We start from the raw sequence: 16,109 nt of genomic DNA, 5'->3' as shown, positions 1-16,109 counted from the left end.
GGCGCACAGAGCCTGCGAGAAGATTCGCGGGCTCTGCCGCTGCGTGCTTCCTGAATCGATAAGTCGAACAGGATTGCTGACTATTAAAGACAGGTCGGTCGTATGCAAGGATGGGTTCAATGAGATTCATGAAACGCCCAAATGATTTTCTGTTCCGCGCGCTGGTTATCCTGGCGTCGGTGAGTCTCGCCGTGCTGAGCCTGCTGGTGATCTATAGCGTCGTGATGCGCTACGTTTTCAGCGATGCGCCGGATTTCGTCGAGCCCATCGCGCTTTTGCTGGTGATCGTGATCGCCATGTTCGGCGCCGCGCTCAAGGTGCGTGAGGGCGGTCATATCGGGCTCGATTCGCTCGTCAAGAAATTGCCGCCGAAAGGGCAACTCATCGCCACGGCGTTTCAGCATATTTGCCTGATCGCGTTTGCGGTGATGGTTTTCTTCGGGTGTCTGCAGATGGTGGAGGCCACCGCCGAAGACCGGATTCCAATTATCGGCTTGCCTGAATCGTTGCGTTACTGCATTCCGGTTATTGCCAGCGTCTGCATTGCAATGTTCTCGATTGAGAACCTGCTCGCGCTTTTCGCACAGAAACAAAACTAGAGCAATCATGGAACTTGCCATCCTCTCCGTTAGTTTTCTTGTTTTTCTCCTTCTCGGCGTTCCTGTTTCCTTCGGGCTCGGGCTCTCGTGTGTCCTGACTTATCTGTACGAAGGCTTGCCGGCGGCCACCGCCATGCAGTCGATGATTTCGGGCATCAACGGCTTCTCGTTTCTCGCCGTGCCGTTCTTCATTCTGTCCGGTGAGCTGATGCTGCACGGTGGCATCGCGGACCGCATTCTGCGTTTCGCGCAAGCCACGGTCGGGCATTTCCGCGGCGGCCTCGGTATGGCCAACGTGGTCGCCTGCACACTGTTCGGCGGGGTCTCCGGTTCGCCCTCGGCGGATACGTCGGCCATGGGCGGCGTGGTCATTCCGTTGATGAAGCGTGAAGGTTATAGCGCGGCCTATGCGGTCAACGTGACGACGCACTCGTCGCTGGCGGGCGCGCTGATGCCGACGTCGACCAATATGATCATCTATGCATTTGCGGCCCAGGGCATCACGGGCACGTTGAACGGACACCCAATGAGCGGCGTCTCGATCGGCGATCTGTTGTTTTCCGGTCTACTGCCGGTGTTGTGGGTGATGGGTTTCGTGCTGATCGCCGCGTACTGGCAAGCGGTCAAGTACGGTTATCCGCGTCGTGCCGATGGGTCGACGGAACTGCAAAAATTCCCGGGTTGGTACGCCGTGGCCCGCACGTTCCTCGGCGCGTTGCCCGGCTTGATGGTGATTGCGATCATTCTGGTTTGCGTGGCAAAAGGCATTGCCACGGCGACGGAAGCCGCCGCTATCGCAGTGTTTTATTCGCTGGTGCTGACGATCGTCGTGTATCGCTCGATGACGATGAAGAAGCTGTTCCACGCATTGTCCAAGGCGGCCAAAACTACCGGCGTGGTGCTGCTGCTGATCGGCGTGTCGAACATGCTGCGTTACCAGATGGCCTATCTGGAGATTCCGGATGCGATCGAACACATGCTCGACGGCGCGACCAGCCTGCCGTGGCTGATGCTGCTGTACATCAACCTGATCCAGATTTTCCTCGGCACGTTCGTCGACATGGCGGCGCACATCCTGATCACCACGCCGCTGTTCCTGCCGATGGCGATGCACGCCGGCGTCGGTCCCGTGCAGTTCGGGATCATGATCCTGCTGAATTGCGCATTGGGTCTGGTGCACCCGCCAATCGGCTCGGTGCAGTTTATCGGGTGCGCGATCGGCAATGTGTCGATTGGTGAAACTACCAAGGTGGCGTGGCCTTATTACCTGGCTATCTTCAGCGCGATCAACATCGTGACTTACGTACCGATGTTCTCGACATGGTTGCCTAGCCTGATCAATGGTCATCCGGTATTTTGAAATCCTTAATTAATGCCGGAGCATTCGAAAAATATCCACACTCCGCGGCACTCGAAGGGTGCCGCGATCAAAGAATAATCTTTTAAAGAGGAGCAGAAATGAAAAAGGCATTGGCAACTTCGGCGCTTGGCTTGGTCGCCCTCGGCGCGCACGCTCAGAGCAGCGTGACGCTGTACGGGATCGTCGATACGGGGATCGGCTATCAGAGTAGCCAAACGTCGCTCGGTTCGACCAGCGGCGGCCGTTCGGTCGTGAAGATGGTCAACGGCATCTGGGCCGGCAGCCGTTTCGGCCTGAAAGGCGCCGAGGACCTGGGTGGCGGCACGAAGGCGATCTTCCAGTTGGAAGAGGGCTTTAACAGCGCAACTGGCGCGCAGTCGGTTTCCGGTCTCGCGTTCAACCGCCAGGCTTACGTCGGTGTGGCGAATGCCAGCTACGGTACGTTCACCGCAGGCCGCCAATATACGTCGTACTACACGCTGCTCTCGCCGTACAGCCCGACCACCTGGCTGACGGGCGCATACGGCGCACACCCGGGCGATATCGACTCTCTGGATACGCTGTACCGCGTCAATAACTCGCTGGTGTACACGTCGCCGAACTTCTATGGGCTGACGGCTAGCGGCTCGTATGCGCTGGGCGGCGTGCCGGGCAGCTTCAACGCCGGTTCGACGTGGAGCGCGGCCTTGCAGTACCTGAATGGTCCGTTCGGCATTGCGGCGGGCTTCCAGCGCATCAACAACTCGACGCCTGGCGGCGGCGCATGGGGCGCTGACTCCACGACGTCGAACAACGGCGCCCAGGCGGGTGTGTCGGGCATCAACAACGGCTATCAGCGCGCCCAGGCACAGCAGCGCGTGGCGGTAACGGGCGGCTATGCGTTCACTCCGCAGTGGGACGTGTCGTTCTCGTACTCGAACGTGCAATACGTTCCGGGTATCAACTCGCCGTTCCACACCACCGCGATCTTCAACACGGGCGGTGCCGTGCTGCACTTCAAGCCTTTGACGGCACTGGACCTGGCTGCGGGCTACAGCTATACGCGTGCTACCAAAGCGAACGGCATCACGAGCTCGGCTAGCTACCAGCAGTTCAACCTCTCGCAGTACTACAGCCTCTCCAAGCGCACCGGTCTGTATGCGCTCGAGGCCTATCAACGCGCAGGCGGTCAGACCCTGGGTACGAACGGCGTGAGCATCATCAACGCGACGGCCGATATCGGCGACGGCCAGAACAGCGCGCCGTCCTCGTCACGCAGCCAGTTTGCTGCCGGTGTGGGCATCATCCACAAGTTCTGATGGCGTAACTTCGTGGCGGTGTGTTGTTACGCCGCCACGGCGATGCGTTAAATATGCTTCGCTGAGCATCACAAGCTGCGCGCGCAACGCGCGCAGCTCAAGGTGAGAACCCTTGGTGACGCGGATTTGAAGCGCCAGTGCACGGCAAGCGTCGTCAAGCATGCCGTACGCTTCACCCTCAGGCGTCGGACCACAAACGCCCAGCCGTTGCCCAGTTTTCGCGTTTCACGTCGGTCAGAATGATATCCACCGAGTTCGGTTCGACCCCTAGCGATTCGCAAGTCGCCTTGGTAATGGCTTCGACGAACTGGCGTTTCTGTTCCACCGAGCGGCCTTCGAAGAGTTCGATATGAAACGTGGGCATGGTGTGACTCCGTTAAGAACGAGATTGGGATTGAAGTGAACGTGGCGCGAATTCAATCGCGATAGCTGGCGTCGAGGCGGTCGAGTTTGCGCAGCAAGGCAGGCCATTCGAGCACGCCTTCAATGGCGCCACCATCGTACAGTTGTTCCGCCGTGCGTGCGGCGACTGCATCGCTCGGCACGACGAGTTCCGCGCCGCATGCTTGCGCCTGCAACTGGATCTCGCAGGCCTTGAGCAGCGTTGCCATCAGCACGTAGGCTTCGGCGACCGTGCGGCCGGTGGTCAGTGTGCCGTGATTGCGCAACAGCATGGCGGGCTTGTCGCCGAGATGCGCGACGAGTCGCTCGCCTTCCGCCGGCGTGAACGCGAGGCCTTCGTAATCGTGGTACGCGAGTTGGCCGTAAAAGCGCAGCGCGTGTTGCGAGGCGGGCAGCAAGCCGGCCGGTTGCGCGGAAACCGCCACGCCCGCCGTATTGTGCAGATGCATCACGCAGAAGGCATCGGCGCGTGCCGCGTGGACCGCTGCGTGCAGTGCGAAGCCGGTCGCATTCACCGCATGTTCGCTCGCGCCGACGATGTTGCCCGCAATATCGATTTTCACGAGATTCGCTGCGCGCACTTCATCGAAGGCGAGGCCGAATGGGTTGATCAGGAAGTGGCCGGGTTCGTCCGGAACGCTCGCCGAGATATGCGTGTAGATCAGGTCGTCCCAGCCGTTGAGCGCCGCGAGCCGGTAGGCCGCGGCCAGGTCGACGCGGGTCTGCCGCTCGGCATCGGACAATGGCCCCGCCTCGGCGACGCGGGCGGCAGGGCTGTGAGTGAACGGCATGTCTGTCTCCTGAAGTTGCATGATCGCCGAAACGTGTGGCGCGAGCTTGTGACGAAACCCGGCGGCGTAACTAGCTCGCGCGGCTGGCCTGGACCGGCGTCGTCGCGCCGCGTGCGGCGTCCACAGGTTGCGCGGGTTCGGCGGCCGCCGCGCTCACGCCGTGGGCCGAGCGTCGCTTGAGCCACTGCACGCTCCACGTCGCGAGGACGAAGGGCGCCGTCATAACCGGCCAGCCAAAGTGCGCCGCCGACGCTTGCAGCACGACCGACACGGCCACGCCGCCGAGCATCGTGACGAGGCCGCAGTCGGCCAGCGCAAGCGCGGTCAGCGCGCCGTTGAATCCTAACAGGCCCGCGTCGAAGGAGGTTATCGTTGCGCCGAGCAGCAGATGCGCAGCGCTGGCGAATCCGGCGCCGATCAGCGCCCGCAGCGCATGCCTGCGCGACGCCGCTGCAATCCCGACCAACACCAGCAATCCGGGCAACGCGTCCGATGCAAAGCCGGTTTGCGCGAAGCCGGCGAGCAGTCCGCTGCCCACTTGCGTCGCGCCCAGCGCATGCGCCGGCGGCACGCTAGCGGATGGCGCGTTGACCGTGACCATCGGCAGCCAAAGCCACGTGACGATCAGGCACGGGCTCGAAAGGAAGCCGAGTCCGCGCGCCCGCAGCCAGCGCGACCACGGCTCCACGAACCACGCCGTGCACGTGGCGGCGAGAATCGCCACCGCGCCCGCTGTCGCATTGTCGGCGATGAAGTTGAAGGCGGCGAGTCCCGCCAACGCGCCGTTGAAACCGTGCAATCCGGCGCGCGTTTCGTCCTCGCGATAACCGGCCAATACCGCGCTCACATTGGCCGCGACCGCGCCCATCAGTGCCGCGCAGGCGAGGCGCGGGTCGTAGAGCAGCCAGGCGGCGAGCAGGCACGCGCCGGTGAAGGCGTTCGGTTGCAGCACGATCTGGCCGAGGCTGCGCAGCAGTGTGCGCAAGGCGGAGGATTGAGCTTCGGTCGCGGCGGCGTGCATGATGGGAAGGCGGGGTGATCTCGATGATGCGCAATTTCGCCGCGCGAGCGTCGGGCGCGCGCCGGTCGGATGACTGCGAACCGCGAGCATAGGCCAGCCAGGCCGCGCCGGGCATCGCTGCGCGTTGATAGTGGCTATTTGCGACACACGCCCGCGATGTCCAGGAGTCGGCGAGTCGAAAGCATTCGCGCTACGATATGAGCCCGGCGGAACCCGGCAGAACCCGGCTGCGCCGCCTCACGAGGAGACAGGCACATGCGTGAATTACGGTGGGCATCGGAAGAGGGCGACGGCATCGAACATCTGGCGTTCGACGCGCACGAGGACGGCTTCGCGGTGGAAAGCGCCGTGGTCGGGCAGCGCTACGGCAAGCCGTATGGGCTGCACTACAAGGTGCGCTGCGACGCGCAATGGCGCACGCGCTATGCGTGGCTGAAGATCGTCGGCGGCGGCGAACTGGAGTTGCATGGCGACGGTGCCGGCCATTGGCACGATGGGCACGGCCTCGCGCTGAGCGCGATCGAAGGCTGCATCGACATCGATATCGCCGCTACGCCGTTCACCAACACGCTGCCGATCCGCCGCTTGCAACTGGCCGAAGGCGAGCGTCAGCCGATTTCGGTGGCGTATATTTCGACGCCTGATTTGCAGGTCACGCGCGTCGAACAGGCGTATTCGTGCATCGAGTTGCATCGCGAGTATCGCTACGAGGGCATCTTCCGCAACTTCGCGGCGGACATGAAGGTGGACGAAGACGGTCTCGTAATCGACTATCCGACGCTGTTCACACGCCTGCCCCGCGAGCGTTGAGCGTTGGCGCTGCGCAGCCGCCGCAATCCGTGCGGTGCCGCTCTACGAAGCGTTCGATGCTTGCCGCGATCCGGTCGGGTTCGCGCAACACGACCCAGTGGCCCGCATCGATCTCGGTGCGCTCATACGCGCCCAGCCAGCACTCCAGTCCGAGCGAGAGCGGCGGCCCGACGTAGCGGTCACGCAGCGGCACGATGAATTGCACCGGCGCGTGCGCATGACGCGCGCGTGGGCGCAGCAGCTTGTCGATGAAATTGGCGCGGTAGAGGTTCAGACCATTGATCGCGTTGCGCATCTGCGCCGGATCGGGCGCGGGGCGCACGCGTTCCGTCACACGCAGCCACAGCGGCCACAGGCGTGCGCCGCCCGCGCGCCACATCAGTTCAGGCAGCCACGGCAGATGAAAGAAGAAGATGTACCAGGACTTGAGCGTTTGCCGAACGCTACTGCCGAATGGGGGCTTCGTTATGGGATGTGCGGTTTGAGTGTCGTCGTCGTCACCCTCGCTCTCGCTGCGCAAGCCGAAAGACGCGTGATCCAGGCACGGCCCCGAAATCGACGTGTACGAAACAATGCGGCCTTTGAACGCCGGGTCGGTCACCGCTTCCCAGCTTTGAATCGAACCCCAGTCGTGCCCGACCAGATGAAACGGCCGCGCGCCGCAGGTCGCGTCCGCGACCGACGCGAGATCAGCGGCGAGGCGCTCGAGCCGGTAAGCGCGACGCGTGACCGGCGCCTCGGAAGAGCCGGCGCCGCGCACGTCGTAGGCGATCACGCGGTAGCGCGCGTCCAGTTGCGCGCGTACCGGTTCCCACACGGCCGCCGAGTCGGGATAACCGTGCACCAGCACGATCGGCGGCGCGTCGCGCGGTCCGCTCACGTAGACCGCGAGCCGCACGTCGCCGGCCTCAACCGACAGCGTGTCGCGTATCACGCGGCCGCCTGCACGCCGCGCCGCGCGGCCTTGCGGGCGCTCGGCGTGACCGCGTTGGTGGCATCGACCGCGGCAACCAGACCGTCGATGCGCGCCAGTTGCGAGCGGTTGTCGTGATCCCACGGATGGAAGCCGGGCCGGAAAAAGCTCAGCCATTCGCCAGCGATGCGCGGAAACACACCATGACGCGGGCCGTACAGATACTTCACGACGTGCCACATGCCGCGGAGATGGCCGCCGCGTTTGCGGTCGGCGATGATGAGCCGCACGTGGTAATCGAACACGATCAGCCAGAACGTCACCGTCGTGGCGAGCATGGTGCCGGTGCGCAGCAGATAACGGCCGAGGCCGGGTTTGAGCACGGCGTTCCATACATCGTATGAAACGGACTTGTGCTCGGTTTCTTCGAGCGCATGCCAGGTCCACATCTGCGTATAGCCTTCCACTGAGCCGCCGATGCGCGACGCGTCTTCCAGCAGCACGCCGGCAAGCATCGCCGTGTAGTGTTCGAGGCAGACGGTGACGGCGAGTTGGTACGAATGCGGCAAGATCTTGCGGCCGAAGTTGAGAATCGCCCACAGCCTTTTGTCCAGCTTGTGCGCGGGCAGGCCGGCTTCCTGCAGCAGATCGTTGTATTCCACATGCTCGCGCGTATGCATGGCTTCCTGGCCGATGAAGCCGAGCACCTGCTTCTTCAACTCAGGGTCGTCGATCTGATCGCGGTAGTTGCGCACGCTGTCCATAAAAAAACGCTCGCCGGCCGGAAAGAGCAGCGAAAGCGCGTTGAAGAAGTGTGTCACATGCGAGCCTTGCACGTGCCAATCGCAGGCGCGTTCCTGCGGCAAGTTGAAACGGAGGTCGCGGCGAATCGGCATCATGGCCTTTCTCCTTGTGATTCTCGATGTGTTGCTGAGCGTGATCGGATCACGTGCGTGGCGCCTATGGGCGCGGCGGCGATGTCAGGCGCGCTTGCCGTCCAGATGCGCGGCGCGCCGCGCGCGTTTGTCCGCGATGCGTTTCATCCGGCGCGTTTGCATTACCACCAGCGCCTGATAGGCCGCCGGCAACGTGCGCGCCAACCAGTCGGCGGCGCGCGCGTCGCGTCCGATCAGCACGCGTCGCTTGTTCTTGCGCACGCCGTCGAGGATCACGCGCGCGGCTTCATCGGCGGTGGTGATGAAAAACTTTTCGAAGTCGTCCTTGCCTTGCTGTTCGGTTTCCAGCATGAGGCCGACCATGTTCGAGGCGATGCGGCTCGATTGCGCGATGCCCGTGCGGATGCCGCCCGGATGCACGCAGGTCGCCGAGACGCCGCACTTCATCAGGTCGAGCTCCTGACGCAGCGCTTCAGTGAAGCCGCGCACCGCGAATTTGGTCGCGTTGTAGCCGCTCATGCCCGGCTGCGAGAAGAGACCGAAGACGCTCGACGTATTGACGATATGGCCCGCGCCGGAGGCCTTGAGATACGGCAGAAATGCCTTCGTGCCGTGCACCACGCCCCAGAAATTGATGCCGACGATCCACTCCAGATCGGCGTATTCCATCCCTTCGATGGTGCTCGACAGCGCGACGCCCGCGTTGTTGAACACGAGATTGACACGCTGATGCTGCGCGGCCGTTTCGGCGGCCCAGTCGAACATCGCGGCGCGGTCGGCGACATCGAGCACACGCGTGGTGATGCGCAGCGGCGAGCCGACGATCTGCGGCGCTGCGGCTTGCGCCAACTGCGCCGTTTCGGCGAGGCTCGTGGAATTGCGGTCGGCAAGCGCGAGGTGGCAGCCCTCGCGCGCCAACTGGATCGCGAGCGAGCGGCCCATGCCTGAGCCTGCGCCGGTGATCGCGGCTACTCTGTCGGTGAAGTTTTTCATGGCTTATCTCCAGTTCTCCCTGAACGGTGCCTTGTCGTTGTCGTTATGTTTCGTCAGGCTGCTTCCACAGGCGCTGAAGCAGCGCCGCCGTGCGCATGCGTGCCGTGCGCCGAACCCATCGGCGCACCGGCCGCATGCGGCGCCGGCGAATACGCGAGGTAATCCCCCATGCTGAACGTGCTGGTGGCCTGGCGGAATTTGTAGGCAAAGCCCGGCCACAGCGCGGTGTTCTTGCCCGTTGCCGGATCGAGATACCAGCTCTTGCAGCCGCCCGTCGACCAGATCGCGCGGCCCAGTTTCTGCTGAATCCGCTCGTTGTAGGCGCGCTCCACTTGCGGACGCACTTCGATGGCATCGGCGCGCTCCGCACGCATCGTGTTCAGCGCGCGCAGGATGTACTCCAGCTGCGACTCGATCATGAACACCATCGAGTTATGGCCGAGACCGGTATTCGGTCCGACCACCATGAAGAAGTTCGGATAGCCAGGCAATGTCGTGCCGAGGTATGCATGCGCGCCGTCACGCCACGTATCGACGATATCGACGCCGCCACGCCCGCGCACCACGCCGCGCGGAAACGGATCCGCCACCTGGAAGCCGGTGCCGAAGATCAGGCAGTCGGCGCGGTGACGCGCGCCGTCGGTGGTGACGATCGCGTCTTCCTCGATGCGGGCGATGCCCGTGGTCGTCAACGACACGTTCTGACGCGACAGGGCGGGGAAGTAGTCGTTCGAGATCAGCACGCGCTTGCAGCCCATCGTGTAGTTGGGCGTGAGCGTGGCGCGCAATTGCGGATCGCGCACCTGGCGGCGCAGATGCCGCTCCGCGGCTTTCTGCGCGGTCTTCATCAGCGAAGGATGAATCGCAAAACCGAAGGCGCGCGATTCGAGCATGCAGTAGAGCGCCGAGCGCATGATCTTCTGCGTGAACGGCAGGTGTTTGAACAGCCACTGTTCGAGCGGTGTCACGGCACGGTCGGCCTTGGGCATGATCCACGGCGGCGTGCGCTGGAACAGGTCGAGATGCGCGACGCGCGGCGCGATCTGCGGGACGAACTGGATCGCGCTCGCGCCGGTGCCGATCACGGCGACGCGTTTGCCTTCGAGCGAATAGCCGTGATCCCACCGCTGCGAATGGAACGTTTTGCCCTTGAATTTTTCAAGGCCGGGAATGTTCGGCACCGCCGCGCGCGAGAGGCCTCCCATGCCCGAAATCAGCACGCGTGCCGACCATTGCTGGCCATTTGCAAAGGTCAGTTGCCAGCGGTGGCGCGTCTCGTCGTAGATCGCGGTGGCGAGTTCATGGCCGAAACGCAGATGCCGCTGAATGCCGAAGCGCTGCGTGCAGTCCTCGAGGTAAGCGTGGATTTCCGGTTGGCGCGCGAACATGCGGGTCCAGCGCGGATTCGGGGCGAAGGAGAACGAGTAGACGTGGGATTGGACGTCGCAGGCGCAACCGGGGTAATGGTTGTCGCGCCACGTGCCGCCGACGGAATTGGCCTTTTCGGCGACGATGAAGTCGGTCACGCCGGCCTGGCGCAGGCGGATCGTCATGCCGAGGCCCGCGAACCCGGACCCGATGATGGCGATATCGGTCTCGATAGGCGCGGATGCGCCGGGCGTCGCGGCGTCGTGGGGCATCATGCGTGCGTTCATCCGATCCGTCTCCTTTTTACGCTATTAACTGTTACATTGTTCGATGTAACAATAGAGGCTGGCAACGGATGACGCAAGCGGGCGGTTAGACGCCCGCCTCTACGCGCGGAGGGCCGCCGGGAGTTACTTCGCGGCGAGGGCCGACGTGACTTCGCGGTTCTGCCAGACGCTGTCTTTCACGGTGATTTTCTGTGGGATCAGGTTGGCGCCGTAGAACGCATCGGCGACGATCTGCTGCGAACGCAAGATCTCGTCGGTGACGGCGGTGGTGCCGTACGGATACCGGCGCACCCACGTTTCGACCAGCTTCTGATCGAGGCCGACCTTCGGCGCGATCAGCGCGGCGGTTTCCACGGGGTGCGCATTGACCCACAGCCCGGCAGTGCGCAACTGTCCGAGAATCGCGCCGATCACGTCGGGATGCTGCTGCGCGAAGTCGCGCGTCGCTTCGTAGAAGTTGTACGGGGCGTTGAGTTCGGTGTAGTCGGCGAGTGTGCGCGCCTTCAGAGCCTGCTGCGCGGATGCATAGTAAGGATCCCAGATCACCCATGCATCGACACTGCCGCTTTCGAAAGCGGCGCGCGCGTCGGCGGGCGGCAGATACACCGGACGAATATCCTCGTAGCGCAGGCCCGCTTTCTTGAGCGCTTCGAGTATCAGATAGTTCGAGCTCGAGCCCTTTTGCAGCGCGACGCGTTTGCCCTTCAGATCGGCCACGTTTCGCAGTGGCGAATCGCTTTTGACGAGGATCGCTTCGGCATGACTTCCCGAAGGCTCGGCTCCCACGTACACGAAGCGCACGCCGCTAGCTTGAGCGAACACCGGCGGCGGTGCGCCCGTGTAGCCGAAGTCGATGCTGTTCGCGTTCAACGCTTCGAGCAGTTGTGGTCCCGCCGGGAATTCGAACCACTTGATGCTGTAGCCGAGCGGTTTGAGTTTTTCGTCGAGCGAGCCTTGTGCCTTGAGCACCGCGAGCAGGCCCGATTTCTGATAGCCAATGCGCAAGACTTTGGCCGGCTCGTTGCTACTGCCGCTGGTCTGCGCGGCGGCGCTCAAGGTCGTGAATGCCGCCAGCAAAGCGGCGGCGAGTTGAAGCGAATAACGGGCGTGACGGGCCATCCTGCGAATCTCCATTGCGTTCGATTGGTGTGGCCGCCGCGTGTTGTCAGCGTGATTCGTTCGAGTCCGCGAATGGCATGGCGCGGGCCCGCGGAGGCGACTGAAAACGCGTTGCGGCGACGTTCGGGGATCGTCGCATGGACGTCCCGCCGTTCAAACGAAGCAATGCAGATTTGAATATGACGCGCGGCGGAACATGGCGTGGGTCTTGGTGTGTTCGTCTAGCTGCGCAAGCGGGTGGGCGCATAAGCGCGAGAAGGCGAAGGCTTAGACGCGGGAGAAAGTGGGCGCGAGGTTGAAGGCGAGGCGAGGACGAACGAAAGCAAGAGCGGATGCGAAGGCGAGCGCGAACGAAGGCAAAAAGCGAATGCGAGCGCGAACGTCACGGCAGGGGCGAACGCAAGGACAAAATGCGAAGGCGATAGCAACGCGAAGGTCAACGCGAGAGCGAGACTACGCGCACGGGCTACTTCTTCGTCTTGTCCTTCTTCGCCGTACTCGCAGCGCCTTCAGCAGGATGGCCCAGTTTCTTTTCCATGATGGCCGCGACACGGTCGCCAAGATAATCGCCCGAGGCTTCTTCTAGCGCCCGGTTCATTTCACTTTCCACCAGCACCATCGCCAGCGGCCGCAGGCGCCAGATGGCGTCGACCAGAGCGGGCACATCGGCGGGCGGCGGCAGCGCGTCGGCGTCGTAGCGGTCGAGTTGGCGGACCACCAGATCGACCAGCGCTTTGGCGACCGCATTGAAATGCGGCCTCGCGATGCCCACGGCGTCGAGCAGATCGGCAAGCGGAATGCCTTCCTTCGCCATGGTCGCGCCGGCGGCCAGCGCCGTCGGGCTGCCTGACACGAACGAGAGACCGTCGCGCTCCAGCAGACCGAGGTCGACTGCTTTGCCGAGCGCGCTCGGCGAGGCCTTGTCGTCGAACATTTGCAGCAGTTCGATCAGCGAGTATTTTTTCGGCCGCTCGCGTGACCAGCGGCCGCTGATCGCCGTTTCCAGACCGAGAATCGAACGCAGATCGTGGCCTTCGTCGACGGCCATGATCAGGTCCTGGATGTTCGCGAGCGTGTAGCCGCGGGCGAGCAAATGGTTGATCAGCTTGAGACGCGAAGCGTGCGTGTCGTCGTACACGCCGACGCGGCCGCGTTTTTCCGGCGGCGCGAGCAGGCCGCGGTCCTGATAGGCGCGCACGTTGCGCACGGTGGTGTCGGTGACGCGCGCGAGTTCGTCGACGGTGTATTCGTTGCGCGGCGTGGTACCGGCCGGGTCGTGCGAGTCGGCGGCCAAGGGCGGGACAGGAGGCGGCGTGTTGGGCATGGGAGGGATTCTAACGCGGCGGCGCGTGCGGCTACCAGTGCGCCGCCCGATGCAGGCCCGCGATGGAAATTTTCACGTGGCTTCGCTTATATTTCCGGTCTCGCGCTTGGGCTACTCACTGTCTGCATATGGCAACCGAATCGCACTACGTCAGCGCGGCGGTTGCCGTTTGCCTGTGCCCTCGGACGACTGGCCGGTCACCTACACCGCAGTGCTGCGCAACCCGCGCTGAGTCGAATATAAGACAAGGCGCTTCAGTCGCGTCCTGACGCCACGTCTTCCGGCACGCTCGAGTCACCCTTGCCGAGCGTGCGCTGCATCATCGTCGTGTCGAGCCACCGGCCGTGTTTGAAGCCCACCGCCTTCAAGGTGCCTGTCAATTCGAATCCCAATTGCGTATGCAGTGACAATGAACCGCCGCTCCCGCCATCCGCGATCACGGCGACCATCTGGCGCCACGGTCCGGTTTCGCAGCGTTCGATCAGCGCCTGGAGCAGCACGCGCCCCAGGCCTCGGCCGCGATAGGCGTCGTTCACATAGATCGAATCTTCGATGGTGTTGCGATACGCGGCGCGCGGCCGGTAAGGCGTGGCGTAGCAATAGCCGGCGACTTCGCCGTCGATCTCGGCCACCATGTACGGCAGCCCGTGGCTGCGTACCGACGCGAGCCGCGTGCGCAGGTCATCGACGGAGGGAGCTATCTCTTCGAACGAGGCGACGCCGGTCAGCACGTGGTGCGCGTAGATCGCCTGAATCGCGGGAAGATCGGCTTCGATGGCGTCGCGGATCAGCGGGGCGGTTGCATTCGCTGATCCGGAGGTGCTGGGCGCGGGATGGGTGGTGCTCATACATGTTCCTGTCGTGGCGAAAAATCGGCGGATACGTTTTACTATGCCCGCCGCGCGCGCGAATTTGAAGCGAGTCAAAAATCACCACGACGTATGGCGGGTATTTCGCTTTAGCCCATGCGCGCGTCAGCAAGCTTTAGCGAAGACGACGCACGCTCATGGTCACCCGCCTAGCACCGCTCAGCTATGCGAGTACGTATCCGGCTGCGTCACATGCCCACGATGATGCCGATGATACTTCGCCTTATGTTTCGGCTTGGCCTCGGATACAGGCGCATGTTGTTCGGCGGATTGCTGCGAAGCCGGGGCCTGTTGGGCCTGCGCGCGAGGCGCGGGAGCGGGCTGCGCATGACCGGACGGCAGCGAGCTTTGGCCTTCGCCGAAACGGAAGGTTTGCGAGGTCTGGGCGTACGCGCCGACAGACAGCGTCAGGGCGGCAACCGCCAGGCAAATTGAAAACTTCATGGATCCTCCTTCTGAACGAGCCGGTGAGGATACCCGTTTTCCTGGCAGTCGATCGATCACATCAGGCGGAGCGGCCCGCTTGCGCTGTTGTCGATCAACGGCAACGCGCGCGAACCCGGCAACTCGTAGTGCCACCATTCGCTCTTGATGTGCGTGAAGCCCGCGCCATGCATCACACCCAGCAACAGCATGCGATTGCGTTGCACCTCTAGCCGCAAGCCCGGGTGAAAGTGCTCCGATTCGATCGTCATCGCGTCGAAGCCGGTGCCCATGTCGAGTTCCTCGCCGTGTGCGTCGAGCAATGTCAGGTCGAGCGCCGTGCCGCGGCTATGGTTCGAGCCGCGCGTCAGGTCCGCCACGTAAGTCGGGTCGGGCAGAAAATCCCACAGCACTTGCTGCGCTTGCGGCGGCCGGTACGCATCGAAAATGCGCAACGTCGTGCCGATCTGACTCGCCAGTTCGACCGCGCGGCGCAACGCCGCCTCTGCCGGTTCGAGCAGCAGACAATGCGCCGTCTTGTAGATCGGTTTGCCGGTGAGATTGCGCGCGGTGGCGTAGACGAGGTCGATGTCGACGCCATGTGTGGCGGACGTGATTTCGATGAGTCGATGGTCGGTCATGAGGCGAAGGACGTGGCGTGCATCAGAGGTCGTCGAACTGATCGAATTCGCTTTGCAGTTCCCGGTTGCGCGCGACACGTTCGTCGATACGCGGCCCGAGTCTTTCGACGATCGCCGAGATCAGCAGATTGAAGAGACACGTGAGCGGCGCGAGCGAATCCCAGAATTGGCCGACGTCGGTTTTCACCTGCAGCAGATCGCCGTCGAATTCGCGCGCCCACGGACAATAGATGTCGGTGATGAGCGCGAAGGGCAGGCTGCGGCGCGTCGCGGCTTCGCAATAGCGGCGCGCGACCTTCGAGTAAGCGCGCGTGTCGGTGACGATCAGATAAGGCGATTCGAATCCGGAGTTCAGCGAATCGACGTACGAGCCCGACATGCCGTCAGAATAGAACACGCGTGGGCGGATGTATTCGAGGTAGCTGTAAAACGCGTTGCTGATGCCGCGCGTGGACTGAATGCCGAGAATGTAGACGGCGTCCGCGTTCGAGATGCGCTCAGCCACGCGCGCGAACACCGGCGACTGCGCGAGTTGATAGACATGCTGGATCGCGCTGGTTTCGAGTTCAAGCGAACGGGCGAGCGCGGGGTTGGGCTCGGCAGGCGAACTCGCGTCCGGCGTGGTTTCGTCGTGTTGGCCGGCAGCGCGGCGGAACGCGTCGAGCCGGTCCGTGATCAGCCACGGACGCTCCTGAGCGCCGCGCAGTTCGCGCTTCAGGTCGTCGAGATTCTGATAGCCGACGCTGCGCAGGAACCGGCCGACCGAAATGCCGCTCGTGCCGGCTTGCTGGGCAATCTGATCGGCGGTTTCGAGGCCGAGCCGGTCGAGGTTGGCCAGCATGTAGCTGGCGACGCGCTTGGAGGTGGGCGTGAGTTCGGCAAAGCGGGCTTCGACGGTTTGAGCAAAAGCGGTCGGCATCGTAGTCGCGGCGCTGGGTAGTGGTTAGTCGATCATGGGAATGATGACATATTCGACTGGCCACCCGCGCCGCGCG

Annotated in this window: 17 protein-coding genes; 4 read left to right on the top strand and 13 right to left on the bottom strand. The window is 63.3% G+C overall.

Annotation, left to right across the window (positions count from 1 at the left end; translation table 11 throughout):
- The first annotated feature begins 119 nt into the window (after positions 1–119).
- From P0D73_RS24405 to P0D73_RS24395, 3 genes are all read left to right on the top strand, one after another.
- Positions 120–599, top strand: coding sequence for a TRAP transporter small permease (locus P0D73_RS24405; protein ID WP_132382858.1), 480 nt, complete (start codon positions 120–122; stop codon positions 597–599).
- 7 nt (positions 600–606) lie between these two features.
- Positions 607–1,959: a TRAP transporter large permease gene (locus P0D73_RS24400; RefSeq protein ID WP_095420608.1), complete on the top strand. Its 1,353-nt coding sequence runs from the start codon at positions 607–609 to the stop codon at positions 1,957–1,959.
- Between the two features lie 98 nt (positions 1,960–2,057).
- Complete coding sequence (locus tag P0D73_RS24395) at positions 2,058–3,257, top strand: porin (RefSeq protein ID WP_132382860.1); 1,200 nt, start codon at positions 2,058–2,060, stop codon at positions 3,255–3,257.
- Positions 3,258–3,435: 178 nt separating this feature from the next.
- Here the strand turns inward: P0D73_RS24395 and P0D73_RS24390 are convergent, their stop codons facing one another.
- From P0D73_RS24390 to P0D73_RS24380, 3 genes are all read right to left on the bottom strand, one after another.
- Positions 3,436–3,621, bottom strand: coding sequence for a 4-oxalocrotonate tautomerase (locus P0D73_RS24390; RefSeq protein WP_106280598.1), 186 nt, complete (start codon positions 3,619–3,621; stop codon positions 3,436–3,438).
- Positions 3,622–3,673: 52 nt separating this feature from the next.
- Positions 3,674–4,450 carry a class II aldolase/adducin family protein gene (locus P0D73_RS24385; protein ID WP_408433100.1) on the bottom strand — a complete coding sequence of 259 codons (777 nt, stop codon included), beginning with the start codon at positions 4,448–4,450 and terminating at the stop codon, positions 3,674–3,676.
- A 70-nt stretch (positions 4,451–4,520) separates the two neighbouring features.
- On the bottom strand, positions 4,521–5,471 hold the full coding sequence (locus P0D73_RS24380; protein ID WP_408433098.1) for an urea transporter: 951 nt from the start codon (positions 5,469–5,471) through the stop codon (positions 4,521–4,523).
- A 255-nt stretch (positions 5,472–5,726) separates the two neighbouring features.
- On the opposite strand from P0D73_RS24380, the gene P0D73_RS24375 reads away from it, so the two are divergent.
- Positions 5,727–6,281: a putative glycolipid-binding domain-containing protein gene (locus P0D73_RS24375; protein ID WP_408433097.1), complete on the top strand. Its 555-nt coding sequence runs from the start codon at positions 5,727–5,729 to the stop codon at positions 6,279–6,281.
- Here P0D73_RS24375 and P0D73_RS24370 read toward each other — a convergent pair.
- The 10 genes from P0D73_RS24370 to sapR form a co-directional block, all read right to left on the bottom strand.
- The gene (locus P0D73_RS24370; RefSeq protein WP_408433096.1) at positions 6,256–7,215 is read right to left on the bottom strand and encodes an alpha/beta fold hydrolase; all 960 of its coding nucleotides are present in this window, start codon (positions 7,213–7,215) and stop codon (positions 6,256–6,258) included. The two genes, P0D73_RS24375 and P0D73_RS24370, sit on opposite strands and share 26 nt — an antisense overlap.
- A complete protein-coding gene (locus P0D73_RS24365) occupies positions 7,212–8,093 on the bottom strand; it encodes a metal-dependent hydrolase (RefSeq protein ID WP_408178418.1) in 882 nt (293 codons plus the stop codon). Before P0D73_RS24365 ends, P0D73_RS24370 begins: the two co-directional genes overlap by 4 nt.
- An 81-nt stretch (positions 8,094–8,174) precedes the next feature.
- Positions 8,175–9,083 carry an SDR family NAD(P)-dependent oxidoreductase gene (locus P0D73_RS24360; protein ID WP_408433095.1) on the bottom strand — a complete coding sequence of 303 codons (909 nt, stop codon included), beginning with the start codon at positions 9,081–9,083 and terminating at the stop codon, positions 8,175–8,177.
- A gap of 53 nt (positions 9,084–9,136) precedes the next feature.
- On the bottom strand, positions 9,137–10,738 hold the full coding sequence (locus P0D73_RS24355; RefSeq protein WP_408433094.1) for a flavin-containing monooxygenase: 1,602 nt from the start codon (positions 10,736–10,738) through the stop codon (positions 9,137–9,139).
- A 123-nt stretch (positions 10,739–10,861) separates the two neighbouring features.
- Positions 10,862–11,857, bottom strand: a complete 996-nt coding sequence (locus P0D73_RS24350; RefSeq protein WP_408433092.1) for a sulfonate ABC transporter substrate-binding protein — start codon at positions 11,855–11,857, stop codon at positions 10,862–10,864.
- Between the two features lie 466 nt (positions 11,858–12,323).
- Entirely contained in the window at positions 12,324–13,181 is an 858-nt protein-coding gene (locus P0D73_RS24345; RefSeq protein WP_408433090.1) for a MerR family transcriptional regulator, read from the bottom strand.
- A gap of 254 nt (positions 13,182–13,435) precedes the next feature.
- Positions 13,436–14,029, bottom strand: a complete 594-nt coding sequence (locus tag P0D73_RS24340) for a GNAT family N-acetyltransferase (protein ID WP_408433088.1) — start codon at positions 14,027–14,029, stop codon at positions 13,436–13,438.
- A gap of 180 nt (positions 14,030–14,209) precedes the next feature.
- Positions 14,210–14,494, bottom strand: coding sequence for a hypothetical protein (locus tag P0D73_RS24335; protein WP_408178412.1), 285 nt, complete (start codon positions 14,492–14,494; stop codon positions 14,210–14,212).
- 56 nt (positions 14,495–14,550) lie between these two features.
- Positions 14,551–15,114 carry a D-alanyl-D-alanine dipeptidase gene (gene ddpX, locus P0D73_RS24330; RefSeq protein WP_408178411.1) on the bottom strand — a complete coding sequence of 188 codons (564 nt, stop codon included), beginning with the start codon at positions 15,112–15,114 and terminating at the stop codon, positions 14,551–14,553.
- A 22-nt stretch (positions 15,115–15,136) separates the two neighbouring features.
- Positions 15,137–16,033, bottom strand: a complete 897-nt coding sequence (gene sapR / locus P0D73_RS24325; protein WP_132382874.1) for a sap1 transcriptional regulator SapR — start codon at positions 16,031–16,033, stop codon at positions 15,137–15,139.
- Positions 16,034–16,109 lie beyond the last annotated feature (76 nt).

Origin of the sequence: Paraburkholderia sp. RL18-101-BIB-B (assembly GCF_046026985.1) — a bacterium.
In the GTDB taxonomy this organism is placed as follows: Bacteria; Pseudomonadota; Gammaproteobacteria; order Burkholderiales; family Burkholderiaceae; genus Paraburkholderia.
Note: the sequence above shows the minus strand (reverse complement) of the source record. Positions and strands in the feature narration are given on the sequence as shown.

Excerpts from the sequence above, each read along its gene's own strand:
- P0D73_RS24405 (WP_132382858.1), top strand. The coding sequence starts at position 120 with ATGAGATTCATGAAACGCCCAAATGATTTTCTGTTCCGCGCGCTGGTT.
- P0D73_RS24400 (WP_095420608.1), top strand. The coding sequence starts at position 607 with ATGGAACTTGCCATCCTCTCCGTTAGTTTTCTTGTTTTTCTCCTTCTC.
- P0D73_RS24395 (WP_132382860.1), top strand. The coding sequence starts at position 2,058 with ATGAAAAAGGCATTGGCAACTTCGGCGCTTGGCTTGGTCGCCCTCGGC.
- P0D73_RS24390 (WP_106280598.1), bottom strand. The coding sequence starts at position 3,621 with ATGCCCACGTTTCATATCGAACTCTTCGAAGGCCGCTCGGTGGAACAG.
- P0D73_RS24385 (WP_408433100.1), bottom strand. The coding sequence starts at position 4,450 with ATGCCGTTCACTCACAGCCCTGCCGCCCGCGTCGCCGAGGCGGGGCCA.
- P0D73_RS24380 (WP_408433098.1), bottom strand. The coding sequence starts at position 5,471 with ATGCACGCCGCCGCGACCGAAGCTCAATCCTCCGCCTTGCGCACACTG.
- P0D73_RS24375 (WP_408433097.1), top strand. The coding sequence starts at position 5,727 with ATGCGTGAATTACGGTGGGCATCGGAAGAGGGCGACGGCATCGAACAT.
- P0D73_RS24365 (WP_408178418.1), bottom strand. The coding sequence starts at position 8,093 with ATGATGCCGATTCGCCGCGACCTCCGTTTCAACTTGCCGCAGGAACGC.
- P0D73_RS24360 (WP_408433095.1), bottom strand. The coding sequence starts at position 9,083 with ATGAAAAACTTCACCGACAGAGTAGCCGCGATCACCGGCGCAGGCTCA.
- P0D73_RS24355 (WP_408433094.1), bottom strand. The coding sequence starts at position 10,738 with ATGAACGCACGCATGATGCCCCACGACGCCGCGACGCCCGGCGCATCC.
- P0D73_RS24350 (WP_408433092.1), bottom strand. The coding sequence starts at position 11,857 with ATGGCCCGTCACGCCCGTTATTCGCTTCAACTCGCCGCCGCTTTGCTG.
- P0D73_RS24345 (WP_408433090.1), bottom strand. The coding sequence starts at position 13,181 with ATGCCCAACACGCCGCCTCCTGTCCCGCCCTTGGCCGCCGACTCGCAC.
- P0D73_RS24340 (WP_408433088.1), bottom strand. The coding sequence starts at position 14,029 with ATGAGCACCACCCATCCCGCGCCCAGCACCTCCGGATCAGCGAATGCA.
- P0D73_RS24335 (WP_408178412.1), bottom strand. The coding sequence starts at position 14,494 with ATGAAGTTTTCAATTTGCCTGGCGGTTGCCGCCCTGACGCTGTCTGTC.
- ddpX (WP_408178411.1), bottom strand. The coding sequence starts at position 15,114 with ATGACCGACCATCGACTCATCGAAATCACGTCCGCCACACATGGCGTC.
- sapR (WP_132382874.1), bottom strand. The coding sequence starts at position 16,033 with ATGCCGACCGCTTTTGCTCAAACCGTCGAAGCCCGCTTTGCCGAACTC.